The sequence below is a fragment of the Bacteroidales bacterium genome (assembly GCA_031275285.1).
GTDB lineage: Bacteria > Bacteroidota > Bacteroidia > Bacteroidales > UBA4181 > JAIRLS01.
Map to the genome: position 1 here is coordinate 18,015 of JAISOY010000070.1, position 20,025 is coordinate 38,039.

At 42.5% G+C, this 20,025-nt stretch carries 15 protein-coding genes; 9 read left to right on the forward strand and 6 right to left on the reverse strand.

All coding sequences use genetic code 11. The features are described from left to right. Positions 1-58: 58 nt before the first annotated feature. The 7 genes from LBQ60_07050 (at position 59) to LBQ60_07080 (ending at position 7,897) form a co-directional block, all read left to right on the forward strand. The gene (locus LBQ60_07050; GenBank protein ID MDR2037664.1) at positions 59-1,444 is read left to right on the forward strand and encodes a TolC family protein; all 1,386 of its coding nucleotides are present in this window, start codon (positions 59-61) and stop codon (positions 1,442-1,444) included. Between the two features lie 217 nt (positions 1,445-1,661). Continuing rightward, a complete protein-coding gene (locus LBQ60_07055) occupies positions 1,662-1,973 on the forward strand; it encodes a carboxypeptidase-like regulatory domain-containing protein (protein MDR2037665.1) in 312 nt (103 codons plus the stop codon). 47 nt (positions 1,974-2,020) lie between these two features. After that, positions 2,021-2,761 carry a NigD-like protein gene (locus LBQ60_07060; protein ID MDR2037666.1) on the forward strand — a complete coding sequence of 247 codons (741 nt, stop codon included), beginning with the start codon at positions 2,021-2,023 and terminating at the stop codon, positions 2,759-2,761. A 397-nt stretch (positions 2,762-3,158) separates the two neighbouring features. Continuing rightward, positions 3,159-3,596, forward strand: a complete 438-nt coding sequence (gene mscL, locus LBQ60_07065; protein MDR2037667.1) for a large-conductance mechanosensitive channel protein MscL — start codon at positions 3,159-3,161, stop codon at positions 3,594-3,596. A gap of 201 nt (positions 3,597-3,797) precedes the next feature. After that, positions 3,798-4,067: a 30S ribosomal protein S15 gene (gene rpsO / locus LBQ60_07070; protein MDR2037668.1), complete on the forward strand. Its 270-nt coding sequence runs from the start codon at positions 3,798-3,800 to the stop codon at positions 4,065-4,067. A gap of 103 nt (positions 4,068-4,170) precedes the next feature. Beyond that, positions 4,171-6,387 (forward strand): polyribonucleotide nucleotidyltransferase, encoded by a 2,217-nt coding sequence (locus LBQ60_07075; protein ID MDR2037669.1) that lies wholly within the window; start codon positions 4,171-4,173, stop codon positions 6,385-6,387. Between the two features lie 109 nt (positions 6,388-6,496). Next, positions 6,497-7,897: an MFS transporter gene (locus LBQ60_07080; GenBank protein MDR2037670.1), complete on the forward strand. Its 1,401-nt coding sequence runs from the start codon at positions 6,497-6,499 to the stop codon at positions 7,895-7,897. Positions 7,898-7,951: 54 nt separating this feature from the next. On the opposite strand, the gene LBQ60_07085 is transcribed toward LBQ60_07080, so the two are convergent. Beyond that, complete coding sequence (locus LBQ60_07085) at positions 7,952-8,887, reverse strand: hypothetical protein (GenBank protein MDR2037671.1); 936 nt, start codon at positions 8,885-8,887, stop codon at positions 7,952-7,954. Positions 8,888-9,242: 355 nt separating this feature from the next. On the opposite strand from LBQ60_07085, the gene LBQ60_07090 reads away from it, so the two are divergent. Both LBQ60_07090 and LBQ60_07095 read left to right on the forward strand, forming a co-directional pair. Beyond that, positions 9,243-11,195, forward strand: coding sequence for an ABC-F family ATP-binding cassette domain-containing protein (locus LBQ60_07090; protein ID MDR2037672.1), 1,953 nt, complete (start codon positions 9,243-9,245; stop codon positions 11,193-11,195). 1 nt (position 11,196) lies between these two features. Further along, positions 11,197-11,925 (forward strand): polysaccharide deacetylase family protein, encoded by a 729-nt coding sequence (locus LBQ60_07095; protein ID MDR2037673.1) that lies wholly within the window; start codon positions 11,197-11,199, stop codon positions 11,923-11,925. Positions 11,926-11,980: 55 nt separating this feature from the next. On the opposite strand, the gene LBQ60_07100 is transcribed toward LBQ60_07095, so the two are convergent. From LBQ60_07100 to LBQ60_07120, 5 genes are all read right to left on the reverse strand, one after another. Next, complete coding sequence (locus LBQ60_07100) at positions 11,981-12,868, reverse strand: DUF4249 domain-containing protein (protein MDR2037674.1); 888 nt, start codon at positions 12,866-12,868, stop codon at positions 11,981-11,983. A 3-nt stretch (positions 12,869-12,871) separates the two neighbouring features. Continuing rightward, positions 12,872-14,023, reverse strand: a complete 1,152-nt coding sequence (lpxB, locus tag LBQ60_07105; protein ID MDR2037675.1) for a lipid-A-disaccharide synthase — start codon at positions 14,021-14,023, stop codon at positions 12,872-12,874. After that, complete coding sequence (locus LBQ60_07110) at positions 14,023-14,667, reverse strand: hypothetical protein (protein ID MDR2037676.1); 645 nt, start codon at positions 14,665-14,667, stop codon at positions 14,023-14,025. The genes lpxB and LBQ60_07110 overlap by 1 nt, the downstream gene beginning before the upstream one ends. A gap of 86 nt (positions 14,668-14,753) precedes the next feature. Further along, positions 14,754-16,493 (reverse strand): hypothetical protein, encoded by a 1,740-nt coding sequence (locus LBQ60_07115; GenBank protein MDR2037677.1) that lies wholly within the window; start codon positions 16,491-16,493, stop codon positions 14,754-14,756. 388 nt (positions 16,494-16,881) lie between these two features. Then, a complete protein-coding gene (locus LBQ60_07120; protein ID MDR2037678.1) occupies positions 16,882-19,986 on the reverse strand; it encodes a glycosyl hydrolase in 3,105 nt (1,034 codons plus the stop codon). Positions 19,987-20,025: the final 39 nt, after the last annotated feature.

Below are 20,025 nucleotides of genomic sequence, written 5' to 3' on the forward strand. Positions count from 1 at the left end.
TTTTCATTCCCTTATGTAGCTTTTAATTTTTATTTTTTAACTTTTAAAATATTATCTCATGTCTTCAATTAATAATTTTCAACGTCTTTTATTCTTCATTTTTTCTTTTGCCTTTTTCCTTCTCTTAAGCAGTTGCGGTATTTATAAAAATTATACCCGTTCTGAAATCGCAACGGAAGGTCTTTACGGAGAGACATACGAAGCAAAGGATACGACAAATTTCGGAAACCTTGCATGGAAAGATGTTTTCACCGACCCGCAGTTGCAGGAACTCATCCAAAAGGGATTAGATAACAATGCCGACCTGAAAATAGCACGGCTGAAAATCAGTGAAGCGCAGGCATCCCTTCGCTCCGCAAAACTTTCGTACCTGCCGTCGTTTGCCCTGTCGCCACAAGGCACTATTAGCAGTTTCGACGGTGCAAAAGCAACCAAAAGCTACGAATTGCCATTGTCGGCAAGCTGGGAAATCGAAATTTTCGGTAAGCTGACCAACGCGAAAAAACAGGAAATTGCCGCATTGGAAAAAAGCGAAGCCTATCGGCAAGCCGTACAGAACCAGCTCATTGCCAATATCGCCAACGCTTATTTTACCCTTCTGGTACTCGACTGCCAGTTGGAAATCAGCGAAGTTACCCTACAAAGCTGGGAAGACAATATAAAAGCCACTCAAGCGCTGAAAACCGCGGGACAAACTACTCAAGCCGCCGTGGCACAAGCCGAGGCAAACAAACTGTCGGTTGAGGCTTCCATTTTCGACATGAAATTGCAGATTTGGGGAATCGAAAACACCATCTGTTCCCTGTTGGGCGAAATGCCGAAAGAAGTTGCCCGCGGGCGGCTCGAAGAACAGTCGTTTCCCGAAGAATTTTCGGCAGGTATTCCTGTCCAGATGCTCTCCAACCGTCCAGATGTCAGACAGGCGGAAGCATCGTTGAAGCAGGCGTTTTATTACACCAACGAATCCCGCTCATACTTTTATCCTTCGCTGACCCTCAGTGGAAGTATCGGCTGGACAAACAGCGGAGGCGGAATAGTTTCCAACCCCGGGGCATTATTGTGGCAGGCTGTAGGCTCGCTGACGCAACCCGTATTCAATCAGGGAAAGAACAAAGCCCGCCTCAAAATAGCCCAAGCGCAGCAGGAAGAAGCGCAACTCACTTTCCAGCAAACAATTCTTGATGCGGGAATAGAAGTTAATTATCTGCTGACTGCATACCAAACCACCCGAGCAAAAGCGTATATCTACGAAAAACAGACAGAACAACTGGAAACCGCAGTGAGCAGCACAAAACTTCTGATGCAGCATGGTACAACCAATTATCTGGAAGTTCTTACCGCCCAGCAAACGCTATTGCAAGCCGAATTAGACCAGGTTAGCAATTATCTTGAAGAAATACAATGCATCATCAATTTGTACAGCGCGTTGGGAGGAGGGAGGTGAAAATTGAAAATTGATAATTGAAAATTCTGTGGACCATGTCAGGTATTCAGTGAAAAGTGTCGATTAGGTGGAAAAAATAATTTTAAAAATGTCTAAAATCCGAACCAAAAGAGGACGTGTTTGAACCAATATCGTTAAGTCAAATCGTTGTTATTTCGCATCATAAAGCAAATTGAGGCTTTATGATCAATAGTCATAACATTTAAATCAAAAAGGTATGAAAACAAAAGTAATGTATCTGTTCTTCTTGTCCGTGTTTTGTTCCTTTCTATTAACAAACGCACAGGAAAAAGGTATTCTCATCAAGGGGAGAGTATCTGATGAATTTGGACCAATGCCCGGAGTTGTAGTGCAAATTAAAGAAACATCAGACTATGTATTAACGGGCTATGATGGTAGTTTTTCGATTAGGATCCCATCTGAAAATACCGTACTTGTATTTTCAATGGCAGGAATGGTTACACAGGAAGTAGCCGTGGATAAACAGGTGTTCATCAATATTTCTATGAAAGATGATGGGAAATATTAAGAGGCTTAAGTGATTAACCCGAAACTTTAAATTTTAAATTAAAAACGATGAAAACGATTATAAAGTTATTATTACTGCCAGCAATAATTTCTTTATTTGCCGTAGCATGTAATGACGATGATGATGATCCGGACACTATGTATATCAGTATTGCCACTGTTGAAAATCCGGAAAACAAATCAACATTTTTTTTCAAACTGGATCAATCCCAAGGACGTATGTTAACGGCCGAGACCCTCCTTCCCAATTATCGACCCAAGGACGGACAGAGGATTGTTGCAACATATTCACTTCTCTCGGATAAGTCGTCAGAAGGAGAATATGACTATGATGTCAGGCTTTATAGGGTATATTCTATACTGACAAAAGAGATTTTTGAAATTACACCTGAGACCCAGGATAGCATAGGAAACGATAAGATTGGGATAAATGATATCTGGATCAGTGCTGATTACGTGAATGTGGAATTCATGTATAGGGGCTTTAACAAGGCACATTTTATCAATCTTGTGAGTGATGATTCTGAGGTGTATGACGACGGAAAAATTCACCTGGAATTCAGGCATAATGCCAATGACGATTCGCCTTTACAAAATAAATGGGGATTGGCATCGTTTGATCTTGCCCCATTCCTTGAAGACGGATCTGGTCAGTTGATTTTCGTTATCCACACCAAAGAATATGATACGGATGAAAAAACCTATGAGTTACTTTATAATTCCGGTAGTTCTTCGAATGAGGAGAAAACATTCACCTGGGATGAAGAAAATGAAGGGGATATCGGGTAAAAGGGAATCAGATATGAACTTGACACACAATCCGAAATCTGTTAAGTAATGAAAAACAAGAACAATGACTTTCCGGTTTCAATTTTAGTGATGAATGAAAAGAGGGGATGTCCAAAATATTATGACATCTCTTCTTTTCTCTTTGGTTGACAGTTTTATAATGTGTTGTTATTAATGGAACCGAATATAAAATGCAATACAAAATAAGCAGTATATTGAAGGACGAAGAAAAATGTACTCAAACCTTAAGAAGCATTTTTTATGAGGTTAATTTAAGGTAAATATTTATCATATTGAATAATTGTGTATTACATATTCCTCATAAGATGGTTTCTGTATTTGTGTAATATTATTTATATTTGTTGCCTAAATATTAATAACATAGAAGACAAAAACCATGAAGAAATTTTTGAATGAGTTTAAGACATTTGCCATGCGTGGCAATGTGATCGATATGGCTGTAGGTATTATCATCGGAGGAGCATTTGGGAAAATAGTATCATCGCTCGTATCTGATATAATTATGCCGCCTATTGGTATGCTGATTGGTGGTATTAATTTTACCGAGTGGAAAATCCAGTTGTCTAAAGCTGTGATTGAAGCGGGTCAGGTCGTGAAACCGGCAGTAACATTGAATATCGGTAATTTTATCCAAACCGTATTCGATTTTGTCATTATTGCTTTTTCTATCTTTTTGATGGTAAAAGCCATTAATGATTTATCTAAGAAAAAAGAATCCGAAGAAGCCCCCGCACCTCCGGCGCCTACGAAAGAAGAAACCTTGCTGACGGAAATCCGGGATATTTTAAAGAACGAAGCTGCCAAAGGAAAATAATTCTCTTTTTAGGTTTGAAATTAGGAAAGAGTGGTGTTTTATCCGGATTGAATTTTCACTGCAGATTTTTATGGAATAACCTGAAGCAAATTAGGTGAAAAATGTAAAAATCTTGTCAAAAGGTATTGCTATTCAAAAAAAGAGCATTACATTTGCGGGTCAAAAAAGAAGAGTAAATAAAATTTATAGAGTAAAAAGAAAATGTATTTAACCGCTGAAAAAAAGCAGGAAATATTTACGCAACATGGTAAGAATGTTGCCAATACAGGATCTCCTGAATCACAAATTGCATTGTTTTCATTCCGTATCAACCATTTGACGGAACATTTGAAACAAAACCGGAAAGATTTCGGTACACAGAAAGCTTTGTTAAAGTTGGTAGGAAAGAGAAGAAGATTGCTCGATTACCTGAAAGACAGGGATATCAACCGCTATCGCGAGATCATTAAGGAACTGAATATCCGTAAGTAAAAAATAAGGCACTTATCAAAAAGGCAATTGATCGATTGCCTTTTTTTGCATTTTTAATGATTTAAAAGTGTCTTTACACAAAATTTGATTAAATAGAAAATTCATGAATGTTATCCAAAAAGAGATAGTATTGGGCAATGGTCAGACTGTTGTCCTGGAGACAGGTAAATTGGCAAAGCAGGCTGATGGTTCCGTTGTGCTTCGTCAGGGAAAGACCATGCTTCTGGCAACAGTTGTTTCCGCAAAAGAAGCAAAAGAAGATGTAGATTTTATGCCGCTTCAGGTAGAATATAAGGAAAAATTTGCTGCTTCGGGACGTTTTCCCGGAGGTTTTATGAAACGTGAGGCCCGTCCTACTGATTATGAGATTTTGATTTCCCGTTTGGTGGACAGAGCTTTACGCCCTCTTTTTCCTGACGATTATCATGCAGAAACTTTTGTTACCATCAATCTGATTTCAGCTGAAAAAGATATTAAACCGGATGCTTTAGCCGGTCTGGCAGCATCGGCTGCACTTGCCGTTTCGGATATTCCGTTCAACGGTCCTATTTCTGAAGTACGCGTAGCACGCATCGGAGGACAATTAGTGATCAATCCGACATTTGAAGAAGTCGATAAGGCTGATCTGGATATCATGGTTGCCGCTACCTATGACAACATCATGATGGTAGAAGGCGAAATGAAGGAAGTCTCTGAAGAAGATATGCTCGAGGCGTTGAAATTTGCTCATGAAGAGATCAAAAATCATTGTAAGGCGCAAATGGAATTGACGGAAATGGTCGGTAAGACGGTTAAAAGAACTTACAGCCATGAAACCAACGATGAAGATCTGCGTGCAGCCGTACGTGCAGCTACTTACGACAAAGTATACCAGGTAGCCAAATCCCAGTTACCAAAACACGAACGCAATGATGCTTTCGAAGCCATTGTAAATGAATTCCTCGAAACGATTCCCGAAGAAGAACGTGAAGAAAAGAAATCATTAGTAGCTCGTTATTACCATGATGTAGAAAAAGAAGCCATGCGTCGCATGATTCTAGATGAGGGAGTTCGTCTGGATGGCCGCAAAACCACTGATATCCGTCCTATCTGGTGTGAAGTGGATTATCTTCCTTCTGCACACGGATCGGCTGTCTTCACCCGTGGTGAAACACAATCATTAACGACTGTGACACTGGGTACCAAAATGGATGAAAAAGTAGTGGACGAAGTCCTGATACAAGGATCTGAGAAATTTGTCCTGCATTATAATTTTCCACCTTTCTCAACAGGCGATGCCCGTCCTTCACGTGGTGTTTCCCGTCGCGAAGTCGGTCATGGTAACCTGGCATTCCGTGCCCTTAAAGGAATGGTGCCTACAGGTGAAGAAAATCCTTATGCAGTACGCGTGGTATCCGATATCCTGGAATCAAACGGTTCATCATCTATGGCAACCGTATGTGCCGGTACATTGGCACTGATGGATGCCGGGGTAAAGATCAGGAAACCTGTATCGGGAATAGCTATGGGATTGATCTCAGAACCCGGTAAATTTGCAGTTCTTTCAGATATTCTGGGCGATGAAGACCATTTAGGCGATATGGACTTTAAAGTGACCGGAACAGCAGATGGTATAACAGCCACACAGATGGATATCAAAGTCGATGGATTATCGTATGAAGTATTGGCCAAAGCATTGGCTCAGGCTAAGGAAGGACGCATGCATATTCTGGGTAAGATTACGGAAGTGATGGCCGAGCCACGTGCCGATTATAAACCCCATACCCCACGTATTGTTCAGATTACCGTACCAAAAGAAATGATCGGTGCCATTATCGGTACCGGTGGTAAGGTAATTCAGGAAATACAGGCTGTCACAGGTGCTACCATTGTTATCGAAGAAGTAGACAATAAGGGTGTAGTGGATATTTTTGCCGAAAACCGCGATTCAATTGATGCAGCATTGGAATGGATCAACGGAATTATCGAAGTTCCCGAAGTAGGTAAAGTGTATCATGGAAAAGTGAAATCCATTGTTGCTTTCGGTGCTTTTGTTGAAATACTTCCCGGAAAAGAAGGTTTGTTACATATTTCAGAAGTCGACTGGAAACGTCTTGAAAATCTGGATGGAGTGCTGGCCGAAGGTGATGAGGTAGATGTGAAACTGGTTGAAGTAGACCAAAAAACCGGAAAATTACGTTTATCAAGAAAAGCATTACTGGAGAAACCGGAAGGGTATGTTGAACGTCCACCGCGTGAACCACGTCCCGATGGAGGCAACAGGCGTAATAACGATCGGAATGACCGAAACGACCGGAACAGGCGGGACAACCGCAGATAACCGGTTAGATATATACTTTATAATGGCTGTTTGAATCCTCAGGCAGCCATTTTTATTTTTGGAAAGTTCCGGTTTTTGTCAGGACTTTGTATATTTGCTATTCAATCTTATGACAAACTATTCAATGATGAGCAATGTTTTCAAGAAATTTTCCAGGGCGTTCTGGGTAGCCAATACAGTTGAGCTATTGGAAAGAGCCGCATATTATGGCGTATTTATTGTCATTACCCTGTATCTTTCCCGTATCCTTGGTTTTACTGATGTTCAGGCTGGTTTCATTTCCGGCTTTTTTTCTGCCGGCCTGTATCTGTTACCGATGTTCAGCGGTGCCTATGCTGATAAAATAGGGTTCCGTAATTCCTTATTGCTGGCTTTCGGATTGCTGACAATCGGTTACATAGGGTTAGGGCTGTTACCTACTTTTTTATCAGCAGGCGGACTGGTGACATATGGAAAAACAGCAGAATTTCACGGATTACAACAGAATCTTTCCCGTTGGGCCATCATTCCGGTCATGCTGGTGATCATGCTGGGCGGTTCATTCATTAAAAGTGTGATTTCCGGATCAGTAGCCAAGGAAACCACCCCGGAAACACGTGCCAAGGGATTCAGCATTTTTTACATGATGGTCAATATCGGTGCTTTTTCCGGTAAACTGATCGTAGAACCGTTACGGCGTTCCATGGGTGATTACGGCCTGGTGGTACTGAATTATTTTTCAGCGGGAGCCACTTTGCTTGCGTTGGTAGTTATCCTTTTGTTATACAAAACCAACCGTACGGAAGGACAGGGCAAGAGCATGAAAGAGGTCTGGAACGGATTGGTCAAGGTGCTGGGGAATGGCCGTTTGTTGTTGCTGATGATCATCATTTCAGGTTTCTGGCTGGTACAGGGACAAATGTATGCCACCATGCCTAAATATGTGTTGCGTATGGCCGGGGAAAGTGCTACGCCGGGATGGTATGCCAATGTCAACCCTTTGGTGGTAGCCCTCTGTGTGAATTTTGTCACTCACCTGATGCGGAAGAAAAAAGCCATCACCTCTATGTTTACCGGCATGTGTATCTTGCCGTTTTCCGCTTTTGTGATGGCTACCGGGAATATGATCGGTAATGATACCATCCTTGCCATGCACCCTATTGCATTTATGATGATCGTCGGGATCGCTTTGCAGGGTTTGGCGGAGACATTTATTTCCCCGCGTTATCTGGAGTATTTCTCATTACAGGCACCTAAAGGGGAGGAAGGTTTATACCTGGGCTTTTCACACCTGCATTCGTTTTTTTCATGGCTGGTAGCCTTTATTGTTTCCGGATACCTGTTAGACGCCTTCTGTCCCGATCCCAAGAAGTTCGATACCTATGCACAATGGCAGGAAGCGTCGCAACATGCACATTACATCTGGTTTGTTTTTGTAGGTGTAGCAATCGTAGCAGCTATAGCTCTGTATATATTCAGCAAGGTTACGGAAAGAAAAGATACGGAAATAGCCCGTGATCAAACAGCTTAAGTTTCACGCTAAGATAGTTGCGTTTCGTTATATTGTGTGTCTGATGCTTGTTATTTACAGTTCTAATGGCGGCAATATGGATGCTGTAAATTTTAAAACCTCCTGTTCGGGATGATTTTCAAATATGTTGGTTCCTGAAACCTGAGTTACCATTAATTCCTTCTCCTTACATTCAACTTCTATTTTAATTGTCAGGTTTTCTTCCAAAGGATCGTCCCAAGGGTTAGGCCTGTGGTAGCCGCTGCCCAATAGTTTTGTGAAATTAATTTCTATGGTGTGGTCATCAATTTCAAAGGTTCCTGTTCTCAATATAGCTACATCAGAGAGAAATCGGCCATTTTGGTATTCTTTTTCAATGAAATAGCTGAAATTTATTTCACCTGTAGGCGAAAAGTCCAGATTATAAGTATATTGGCCATTACTATTTTTACCTTTCAGGTACCATGCGGCTACCGGATAATAACCAAGTTTGTCCATAAGGTTTTCTGCTTTCTCGTCCTTCCATTCTTTTAGTGGAGGCTGTATTTTTTCCTTTGTAAGGAAAGGCCGGCTATACATATATGCATGAACCGAATCGCGATTGCTATCCGGCAATGCTTTCCACTTCAACACATAATGGTTTTTGGAACCGTATGCCTGAAAGTAAAAATCAAGTGTTTCGATACCGGTATTCCGGTCGGAAATTACAGTGCCATGCGATTGATTATCAATACCCCCGTTCTTGTAAGCATTATACACAACGGTAGTATCTATGTCGGCATTCAGCACATTGTTTTGTATCCGCTCGTTTTTAAGGCTGAAATACCAATATTCGATGTTATCGCTTTGTTCGATCCGGATTACGTATGCTGATTTAAGATCTCTTTGAACCACATCTATGCGTTTGATCCATGTCGTCCGATCTGTGTTGAAGGCCGTGTAGTTGATACACTCTACGCTACCATCGGCAAGCAAACTGTTATTTTGTGCCTGACTTAATATTGTTGTCATGATGAAAATAAATATTAAAAATAGTTGCCTCATCAAATTTTATTCTTGATTTTTATTGTCATTCGCTACGGTAACCATTGAATTTCAGGATATAAAGATACTACAATTCGTTTGATTCTCCACTGTTGTCAGTTTTCTTTAAGTATATACAGCAGATAATGTGAATTTTCGTTTTCGTAAAACGCGGCTTAATCCCTCCGGAGATAAAAAACACCTGAAAATCTCATCATCATACGAAAGATATCCTGTTTATTGAGACATCTTTCGTATTTTTGCATCGTTTAAATCAAAAAATAATAGCTGTATTGTGTTTAAACAGGAATGATCTTAATGCAATACAGGATAGTATGATCAAATGGTTTCAGTCAATCAATTAACGGTATCATTCGGCGGTATCGACTTATTCAATAATATCACATTTCTGGTCAATCCGCGTGACAGGATTGGTCTGGTAGGCAAGAACGGGGCCGGAAAGTCGACCCTGCTGAAGATCTTTGCCGGTTTGCAGGAGGCAACTTCCGGAACGATCACTATTCCCCAGAATATCGATGTAGGATATCTTCCGCAACAGATGATCCATCAGAGTGGTAAAACGGTGATGGAGGAAACCCGGATGGCATTTGACCGTGTATTGGGTTTACTTCGCGAAATAGAAGAGATCAATGTCCAGATAGCAGAACGTACCGATTATGAATCGGAATCGTATCTGGATATGATTCACCGGCTTACTGAGTTGAATGAGCGATATGAAATGCTGGGTGGGAACAATATCGATGCGGATGTGGAAAAGACCCTTGTCGGACTGGGTTTTTCCGTTTCGGATTTTAACCGTCAGACTTCCGAATTAAGCGGTGGTTGGCGCATGCGTATCGAGCTGGCAAAAGTATTGCTTCGCCGGCCGGATGTTTTGTTGCTGGACGAGCCGACCAACCATCTGGATATAGAATCCATACAATGGCTGGAAAGTTTCCTGAAAGATTTTCCGGGTGCAGTGGTACTGGTTTCACACGACCGTGCTTTTCTGGATAATGTGACCCAGCGTACAGTGGAGATATCTTTGGGAAAGATCTACGATTATAAAGCCCCTTATACCCGTTACCTTGATTTACGGAAGGAGTTCCGCGAGCAACAATTGGCTGCCTACCGTAACCAACAGAAGATGATCCAGGATACGGAAGATTTTATCGAACGTTTTCGTTATAAAGCCACTAAGGCCGTGCAGGTACAGTCGCGTATCAAACAATTGGGAAAAATCGACAGGATTGAAATAGAGGATGAAGATTTGTCTGCTATCCATGTACGTTTTCCTGCCGCGCCACGTTCCGGGACAGTGGCCGTTGAAACGGATTCATTAGTCAAACGATATGGGGATAAGCTGATCCTCGATGGGATTGATTTTAAAGTGCACCGTGGAGAAAAGATTGCTTTTGCCGGAAAGAATGGAGAGGGAAAGTCGACACTTTCCAAGATTATTATGGGAGAAGTGCCTCATGAACAGGGAATTGTGAAGATCGGGCATAATGTTCATATCGGTTATTTTGCGCAAAACCAGGATGAGATCATGGACGAAAACCTAACTGTATTTCAGACCATTGACCAGGTGGCCGTGGGGGACATCCGTACCAAAATACGCGATTTACTGGGAGCGTTTCTTTTCCGTGGTGAGGATATTGATAAAAAAGTCAGGGTGTTGTCCGGTGGTGAACGTTCACGGTTAGCGATGGTGAAATTATTGCTGGAACCTTATAACCTGTTGTTGTTGGATGAGCCGACCAACCATCTGGATATGCGTTCGAAAGACATCCTGAAACAGGCATTGCTTAAATACGACGGCACCCTGATCGTGGTCTCCCATGACCGTGACTTTTTAGATGGCCTGGTGGATAAGGTATATGAGTTTCGCGATAAGAAGATCAAGGAACATATCGGTGGTATTTATGAATTCCTGCAAAAGAAAAAGGTAGATAACCTGCAGGAATTGAACCGTAAAGCTCCGGTTGATATCCCTAAACCCATATCTGAGCCGGATCCCGGTCCGAAAGATGCCAAAGGGAATTATCTTGAAAAAAAGGAATGGGACAGGCAGGTTCGGAAAGCTGCCGCACAGGTGAAGGAAACGGAAGAAAAAATCGCACGGATCGAACGTGAAATAGAAACAACTGAACATCTTCTGGCTGTTCCTGAACATATCGAACCAGATGAACTGGAAAAGATGTCCTTACACTACCAGCAACTGCAACATGACCTGGAAGAGGCCATGGGGTGTTGGGAGAAATTGACACTCGAATTAGAGAAAATCAAGAAGTAATATGCTGTTTATTGCGTTTGTTGCACTTATTGCGTTGGTTCTGTTATTGGCGTTTTTGGTATATGCATCATTTCATATATCTTCCGGCGTATATGTACAGGCGTTCTGTCGGGGTAATACTCCCGATAAAAAGGTAGCATTGACATTTGATGATGGTCCTCATGAAAAATATACACCTCAGGTGCTTGATATTCTGTATAAATATAAAGCAAAAGCCTCTTTTTTTGTGATAGGAAAGAATGTCAAAGGGCATGAAAAAATACTGATGCGAATGAAGGATGATGGGCATATTATTGGTGTGCATTCGCAAACGCATCATTCTGCTTTCCCGTTTTTTAGTGTTTCCAAAATCATTAAAGAATTACGGTTATGTGCACGCCGGATAGAATATATTACGGGATATGCCCCTGTGTGGTTCCGTCCGCCCTTTGGCGTAACCAATCCTTCCATAGCATCAGCTATAAAGAAACAGGATTTTCTGGTAGCCGGATGGAACATCCGTTCGCTGGACACTGTAATTGATAAAAACCGGGTCATTCAAAAAGTACTTTCCCGGTTACAGCCCGGAGCTATTGTGCTGTTGCACGATCATCTTCCGGATGCACCTTATATCCTCGAAGAAATATTGAAACATGCTACGGAACAAGGGTATGAATTTGTAACAGTAGAAGAAATGTATACCATTTCTCATAAAAAAGGGTATCGAAAGAAAAGGTACCGGAGAAAGTAAGTGTTCACTGTTCGTAAGTTCACGGGTAAATGTGTATTACCAGACCGATGATTCATTAAAACTGAAAATCATCCTGTAAAATAGTATCGGCATAACGGCTGGGATAGGCCGAAAAAAAACCGGATACTTCAATACCGTCAGGAGGATCAATACATAGTATATTGGTTTCCACATTGGCAGGAGGACCACTGAAAATAGGATTAGTGCCACGTAACTCCCTCTTTACCTGACTGATAAAAGTAGCATATTCTTTGGGTATAGCATTGATATTCAGGGTGACTTTGTCACCTAATTCCAACTTTTCCTCTTCCTCTTCCTGGTCGAAATAGTAACAGGCTATTCCATCCATATATGCTCCATTGAAGTATTCATCGTCCAGCACAAAAAATTTATTGATAGTAGGATTCAAAATGGAATCATTGATGGAAACAAAGATGCTGTAATAATTATCTTCTGGCAGATCCTGGGCATATATCAACAATTCTACCATCTTTTTGAAGACAATAGACTTCTGGAGGGCAATGGAATCAATCTGGTTGATATGGGTTAAATAAGTTGATGAACGGTAATGTTCGGGAATACCGTCGTTATCAAAATCAAGGTGCACATCCAGGGTATATGTTTTTCCGGATCTTCCGAATACATTGGGAGCTGTTTGATACAACCCGGGAACAGTATCATTTTCTCTCAGCCGGATAAATTCATCGTCAGTGGAAATGGTAACTGTAGCATTGCTGATACCTTCAGGGCTTTCGGTATGGAAATAACCTGCGGAACGGGTGATCCTGATATCATGTTGCATGGTATCGGTAGTGAGATAACCATAGATAACCAGTCGGGTAGGAGCATCATCTGTACTGATCTCAATGCGTTCGGTACACGATGCGATACAAACAAATAAAAAGAGGATAGGTAATGTTTTACGGATATATGGAGGTATCATTGATCAGATAACGGATAATACTACCGATGCTGCTTTTTCCGAAGGCATTAAATCACCGGGTTTTAATTTTAATAAATATTGTTGTGCTTCTTCTACCTGCTTTTTGGCTTTTTCCTGGGATTGCATCAATTCCAGCGCAACAGGAGTGATCAGGTTTTCATGACAGTTTTCCAGCACAAACTCAGGAATAATGAAACGGTCGGCCAGAATATTGATCAGGTTGGCATATTTAGTGGTAGCCAGATGTTTGATCATTTTATTGGATAAGTAATTGAACCTGTAGGCAATAATGTGTGGTGTACCGCATGCTGCCAGTTCCAGGGAAACCGTTCCGGATGCTGCCAATGCGAAGATACTGGCCTGAAAAGCGCTGTATCGTTCGTATTGTCCCAATACTACCCGGTGAGGTACCTGCAGGTCGGAAAAGCTGGTTTTGATCTCTTCCGCCATGGCTTCTACACTTGGAATAACCAGGAATAAATCCGGATACTCCCGGTGCAACTTGAGAATGACCTTTTTAAATACCGGTACAAGCCTGCTGACCTCACTGTGTCTGCTTCCCGGTAGCACAGTAAGCAGTGTGCTCTTTTCTGGAATATTGTACCGTGCCCTGAATTCGGTTTTATTGTCCGGAAGATTAGCCGTGTTCTCGATGACCGGGTGGCCGACAAAAGTACACTCTAAACCATATTTTTCGAAATACGGCGGTTCATAGGGGAGGAGCGTCATCAGGCGGTCCACCAGTTTGGCTACTTTGGGGGCACGACCTTTTTTCCATGCCCATACCTGTGGCGCTACATAATGTACTTTAGGCATATCCATACCTTTATCCTTCAGTTGTTTCAGTACCTTGTTGACAAAGCCCCAACTATCTACAGTCACAACTACATCGGGCTTTTTGGCTTCGATGTCTGCGATTACCTCTTTCATTCGCTTCAGGATAACCGGTAAACGGGGGACCACTTCCCAGAAACCCATCACGGAAAGTTCCGATATGTTGAACAGGCTTTCAAACCCGGATGCTTTCATTGTTTCACCCCCTGTTCCCGTGAAACGGATTTCAGGGTCTTTTTCATGTAAAGCGTGCATCAGCCTGGATGCAAGGATATCGCCGGATGGCTCACCTACAACGAAATAAATCAGTTTTTCGGCCATTACTTGCTGGATATGGAAAGTTTAACCGAATCACCCGGAGTATATATTTTGATGGGATAGTGTTCCTTGGGTGTGTGCTGTAACATAGGAAAATAATCTTTTGAAACATATATCGGCATCCCGTCATACGGATGCCTGGTAATATTTTTTTCAGGATGATAAGATAATTTTTCCTTTTCAGGATGAAATGGTTTCAACTTGGATTTCGGGGATAAATATTTGCTTAAATCTAACGAATCATTCAATGAATACTTGGAAAATATACTATCACTGACCGAATACCGTGGAGTGTATTTTTTAATGGGATAGTACTCCTTGGGAGTATGCTGTAACATAGGATGATATTCTTTTGGAACATATATCGGCATCCCGTCAAGTGGATGCCTGGTAATATTTTTTTCAGGATGATAAGATAATTTTTCCTTTTCAGGATGAAATGGTTTCAACTCGGATTTCGGGGATAAAAAATTGCTTAAATCTAACGAATCATTCAAAGAATACTTGAAAAATATACTATCATCGATAGCCGGTAACCTTAACCGGGATATGGTATCCGGATAAATTTCCTCTTTTTTTTCTGTCTGGGAAAATAAAGAAATAGTGGATAATCCTGAAACCAACGTCAATAAAAGTAATCCTTTCATGTTTTTAGGCAATAGTAAAAGTAAAATAAGCGCAAAAATCACGCCAATTCTTTTACATAAATGATACCAACTCGGACTGCGGAAAGCTACTCCGTAAATATGTAATTAAAACGCCCGCCCGGAGCCACGTCTCCGTTTACATACCAATCCATCGGATCTTCTTCCTGCATGTTGTCCGACCACTTGAATTCAATATCTATCGGACCGGAAAGGTTTAACAGGGAACGGGGAATGGAGATCATCATTTTATGTTTTTCCGTTTGATAGGCAGGTCCTTTTTTGCTGATGTCTTTCCATGTGCCGTTTTCATAATGCTGCAGTCTTGACCCTTCAACAATCCGGTAATTATAACCATACCATCCGGTTTTAGGATTCCTGTCCGTGTCAATATACAGCCTCATCCAGTTGTCTCCTGAAGGAGGAGTTATATCACCTGCTGTTTCCACATAAAAATAAATATTACGCTTGTCTCTGGCTACCTTCATAATATGGAAATCATTCCTTCCGGTCGTATTGGTATAGATCGTTTCGGGTTTCGATTGGGCACCCGGATGATTCCGGTTTTTAGTGTCGCCTGTATAATCCGTATATTGAAGAGATACTTCTTTCCAGTCGTTCATGTTTTTGATACTTTTGCTCTGACCCGGATCCGGATCCTTTTCTATTCCCTTATAACGCCTGATGTTATTGACCAGTTGCATATAATAATGATCTTTCAGGTTAGCGGTCAGGGTAGGCTCAATATCCCGGCTATATTCAGGGCTTGCCTGGTCACAGAACCATGAATGCTCCGGATTATCATCCATGCTGGCCCATCTGCCGGCAATCCATTCATTCCATCCGGTAACAAAAACGAAAGATGTATTCTGTTTCAGCGCCTCATCCCATTGTTCCTGGAAATTGTATCCGTAAGGCATGTCTGTTTCCGGATTTCCATGTGTGTTTTTGCGATAACTCCTTCCCCAGTTGTCCATATTCCCGTAGAATGCTGATCCACCCATTCCGGCAGTAGGATTGGGATGCTGTGCTACGGATACATTGATGATCTCCTTCTCGCCGCGGGAGTTAAAATGCACCTTGGGTGCCCTCGTGAATGATATCCAGGGCCATCCGTTGACCACTTGTGATACAGTGGGCCATTGTGATTCCCGGAAGGTGAAGAAATCTTTGTAATTCCTGTCGCCTATTTCTCCGGTTACCCCTATAATCAATGGTTTTCCATCCAGATAAAACCAACAATCCGGATGCCGGTACGGAGCACCTTCTTTGTAACAATTGTCGTAAATTTCCTGCATGGCCTCCCCTGATCTGGTATTGGTGTAGAAAACGATTTTTGGGGGATTTTTCCCCTGTGCACGTATATCATCCATAGCTTTCATCAAAGCTTCGGATTGTTTCGGATAAGTGAGCCGGTTGGTGGCATCTATGGCTAAGAGGTCAACTCCGGCATCGGTCAGTAACTGGATGTTTTTGAAATGTACCCAGTAATCATCTCCCCGGTAATACCCGTAAACGGGTTTCCCCCAAAAATAGTAACGTCCCCTCGGGCTTCCCCAGTTGGGATTATCGCCGTCTTCAAATACTTCAGGATGATGTAAGGATAATTCATGCAAATCCCAGCTGTTTTCTGAAGTCACTGATCCCCTGTCTCCCTGCCACAGGAAATAAAACATGACTACCTGCCTGTTGGGTTTGGGGTCACCCACAGCATCATTTTGTAATAAGGTACGCCCTAATTCATCTGTTCCGGCCAGTGGCTGTCCGCATACCATCGAATTCATAACGACAAGGCCAACCGATATAAAAAGGAAAATAATTTTCTTCATTTATATAAAAAGTTTAAAGTTCAAAAATTCAAGATTTAAAGTTCAAGATTCAAGATTCAAGATTCAAAATTCAAAGTTCAAAATTCAAAGTTCATTTTAATTATTCAGCTTATAACGTTGGAAAGTCCATAAAGTCTGAAAGTGAGGTTTGAGAGATCTTTTTTCGCATATTTTTTATTCTTTTTGTTTATAAAGTATGAAAGTCGGAACGTTTATAAAGTTTGAATATCCTACATAACTTTTTTACTTTACAACTTTATGAACTCTTTTACTTTTTTACTTCATTGCTCGCAGAAGGTCATGAGATCAGCTACGCCTATGTTTTCCATTGGCTCCGCCGAGCTAAAGGTTCTCCATTCTCCATTCTCCATTTTCCATTTTCCATTCTTCATTCAAGTGAAGTCCAGATCGTAACCGGTCCCATCAGGCCGGATTCTAACAAAGGTGAGTCCTTATGATAGTGTTTGTAGGTGCTGAATGTATAACGTCCGCTGTTACGAGGTGTTCCCTTGGTGATCCAGTCAGGCCATTGTCCATTGCGGATACCGTCATCCGGTAGTTGTTCGTCTCCAATGAGCCTGTTTGGCCACAGGTTGACTACTTCTATTTCCAGTTGATTGTTTTTGGATCGTACCATGCCGGTAATATCCACCTGCCATGGGGTGGTCCATATTGTTCCGGCTTCTTTTCCGTTAATGCGGACCCGTGCCATGTTTTTTACTTTACCAAGATTCAGGTATATTTTCCCATTATTTTTTTCCGGAAGGTCAAAGTTTTGCTTGTATACCGCGGTTCCCGAATAATACCTGATACCCGGATCGGGATGCTGTGTCCAGTCGGTGAGTTGTTCAAAAATGGTGCTTTCAGGGCCTCCCCATGCAGGATCAAATGATACTTCCCATTTGCTATCCAATGTTTTCAATAACTGTTTGGGTACAAAATTCTTTCCATTGGATGGTATTCCTTCTTTCCGGAAGATGATGAAATAGCTTTCATGCGGTTCAAATTCCAGTTGGATTTTTACACCTCCTTCGGCAGCCATGTATTCCGGAAGAAACCTGGTCTCTCCGGTAATGGGATCCCATAATTCCGGTTGTTTCCCGGTGATACGGAAAAAACAGGCGTTACTTACTTTATTTCCCGTGCGGTTGGCTACGAAATAAATATCACCATCCGGCATGGTACGATGGGTGTATCGGATCGGCGCTTTTGCCGAAAAATCTTCCGGTATATTCATGGATGAAAGAACACCGGATGTGATGGAATAAGGGGCATAGAGAAGATCCGCTTTTTCCCTGAGTTCACTTCCCCATATGATCTTTCCTTTTCCGAAAGTGCGTGTTGTTAATGTCTGAGGAATGTCAAGACCTCCCCATAATTCCGCGGCAATGGTTTGCACTTCCCTGTCACAATCGGGATAATTGGTTAAACCGGGTGATTTGACCGGCGGCAACCCGATAACGGTTGCACCTTCATTAACCAGCTCTTTGATCTTTTTCAGTAATCCTGGGGTCATTGTTTCAAAATCGGGCAACACAAGTAAACTATATGATGCACCGCCAGGGAACACTATCTGATGATGCTTTACCGATGCCTGTTCGATCATGCCTGGAGGGCAACCGTCGAAATTATACCCTTTTCGGTCGGGTAGAAAAGGTAATTCATATTCGAGTGCAGATTCCGGTGCACGGAACACATGGGGGGCTCCTTCCGGGGTTAGATAAAGCACGTCTGCGACGGTCCTTCCCTGCTGTAGCATCAACTGGCAACGGGCGACATAGCGGTGGTAAGCATCAACCATAGGCCACCAGGTCTGGTTGCGGTCCCAATGCACCCCGTAAGGACCCATCGTCATGCCCGGCCTTAAATGATCATCAAGGGATTGATGCTGGAAAGTATGGTATACCAAACGATTGATACCTGATGCAAAGGCCCAGTCGCTCTGATCTTTCATAGAACCCGGGTGTTGTTTCCATCCGTCCAGATGCGCTGTAAAAGCTTCGGCAGGGACTACCGGTTGTCCTATCAGGTGTGCGGCGGATGTACCCTCCATAGCGCTGAACGAAGTATTGAAACCGTAACCGATGCTCCAGAATTCACACATAGGCATATCTGCGGTAACAGCAAGCTCCAGGTCGGCAGTGGGATTCATATCATAAGGTTCTATGGATAATCCGTAACCATATCGGCGCCCATATTCCTTGATATGACCGGCATGGTTTTCAAGGATCAGTTCCTGCGATGTTAACCGCAGGTCCCAGAGGAAGCGTTCGCTTGTCTCCCTGTTTCCGACAATCATACCTGCATATACCGGATAAAAAGGTTGTGGATCGTATTTGCGACGGCGGATAAATTCTTCCCTGAAACGGCTTGTCCAGTTCTGGGCACCCATTTCCCAACTGTCCATGTGCAGCATTTTGAGGCCCCCGGGAAGCCGGTTGTTCCGTTTTCCTATGGTTCTGAACAGTTCCCCGGTAAAATAATCTAAATGGGCGTTTAAGGCTGTGGTATCAAATTTGTCGGCTTCGAGTCCGACGCCCGGTATCGGAGCCGGACGTGTGACCGCTCCGTTATTGCGGCAGCTGAAACGCATAATGGTCCACTTGCCTTCCGGAACATCCCAGGTCAATGAGCCGTCCTCTTTCATAAGTCCGGTCAGATCGGTTATTTTTTCCTTTTGTATGACTCCATCCGGCGATGTATTTTCATAGTTGGCCGAGGTTGGCAGGAATGGTTTTACTCCGGGCTGGGAACTGTAGGGGGCACGGTAATATAAGGCTTTCTCATCCGGATTGATGATGTGCTCAGGCTGGGAAGGGGTAGGAAAAGCCAGGATTACTACATCTTCATAATATTCTTCCCATTGTTTTTTTACCTGAGGGGTAAATCCTCCTTCTCCGAAGAATGGTCTTTTAGGTGCGGGAACAGGTAGCTGGATCGTTTTTTTACCGGCACCTGTTACTTCTACCGAAGACGAAACAAGGTGTTGCATGGATGCTTCTGCCTGCACCCATGGTCCTCCGCTTCCCGTCCATCCCGGACCGACTCCGAGCGTAATGGCGATGCCCAGCCGTTCACATTCTTCAACCGCATGTTTGAACAACTCTTTCCATTCCGGACTTAAGAAATCCACCGGTCCACGAGGTACTCCCACATTAACTTCCAGGTACACCAGGTAACCGATACCCGCTTTTTTCATGGATTCCAGATCCTTCGTCATCGCTTCCCTGGAAAGATTGCCATCCATGAAATACCAGTATACTCCGGGGCGGGCGGAATCAGGCGGATACATGAATTCTTTTTCCAGTTTGGCAAAACTATTTGAATCGCATGATACAAACAGCCACCCACATATGAAGGTGATGAATAAGAAAATTTGATTGATTGTTTTCATTGGAATAAGTCGGAAAGTCGGAATGTTCATAAAGCCGGAAAGTAAGACCGGGTGGTTTTCCCCGGAATGATCCTTATTCCTTTTTGTTCTATCTTTCATCAGTAAGGAATTATTTGATAATCTCATAAGAAAGATATA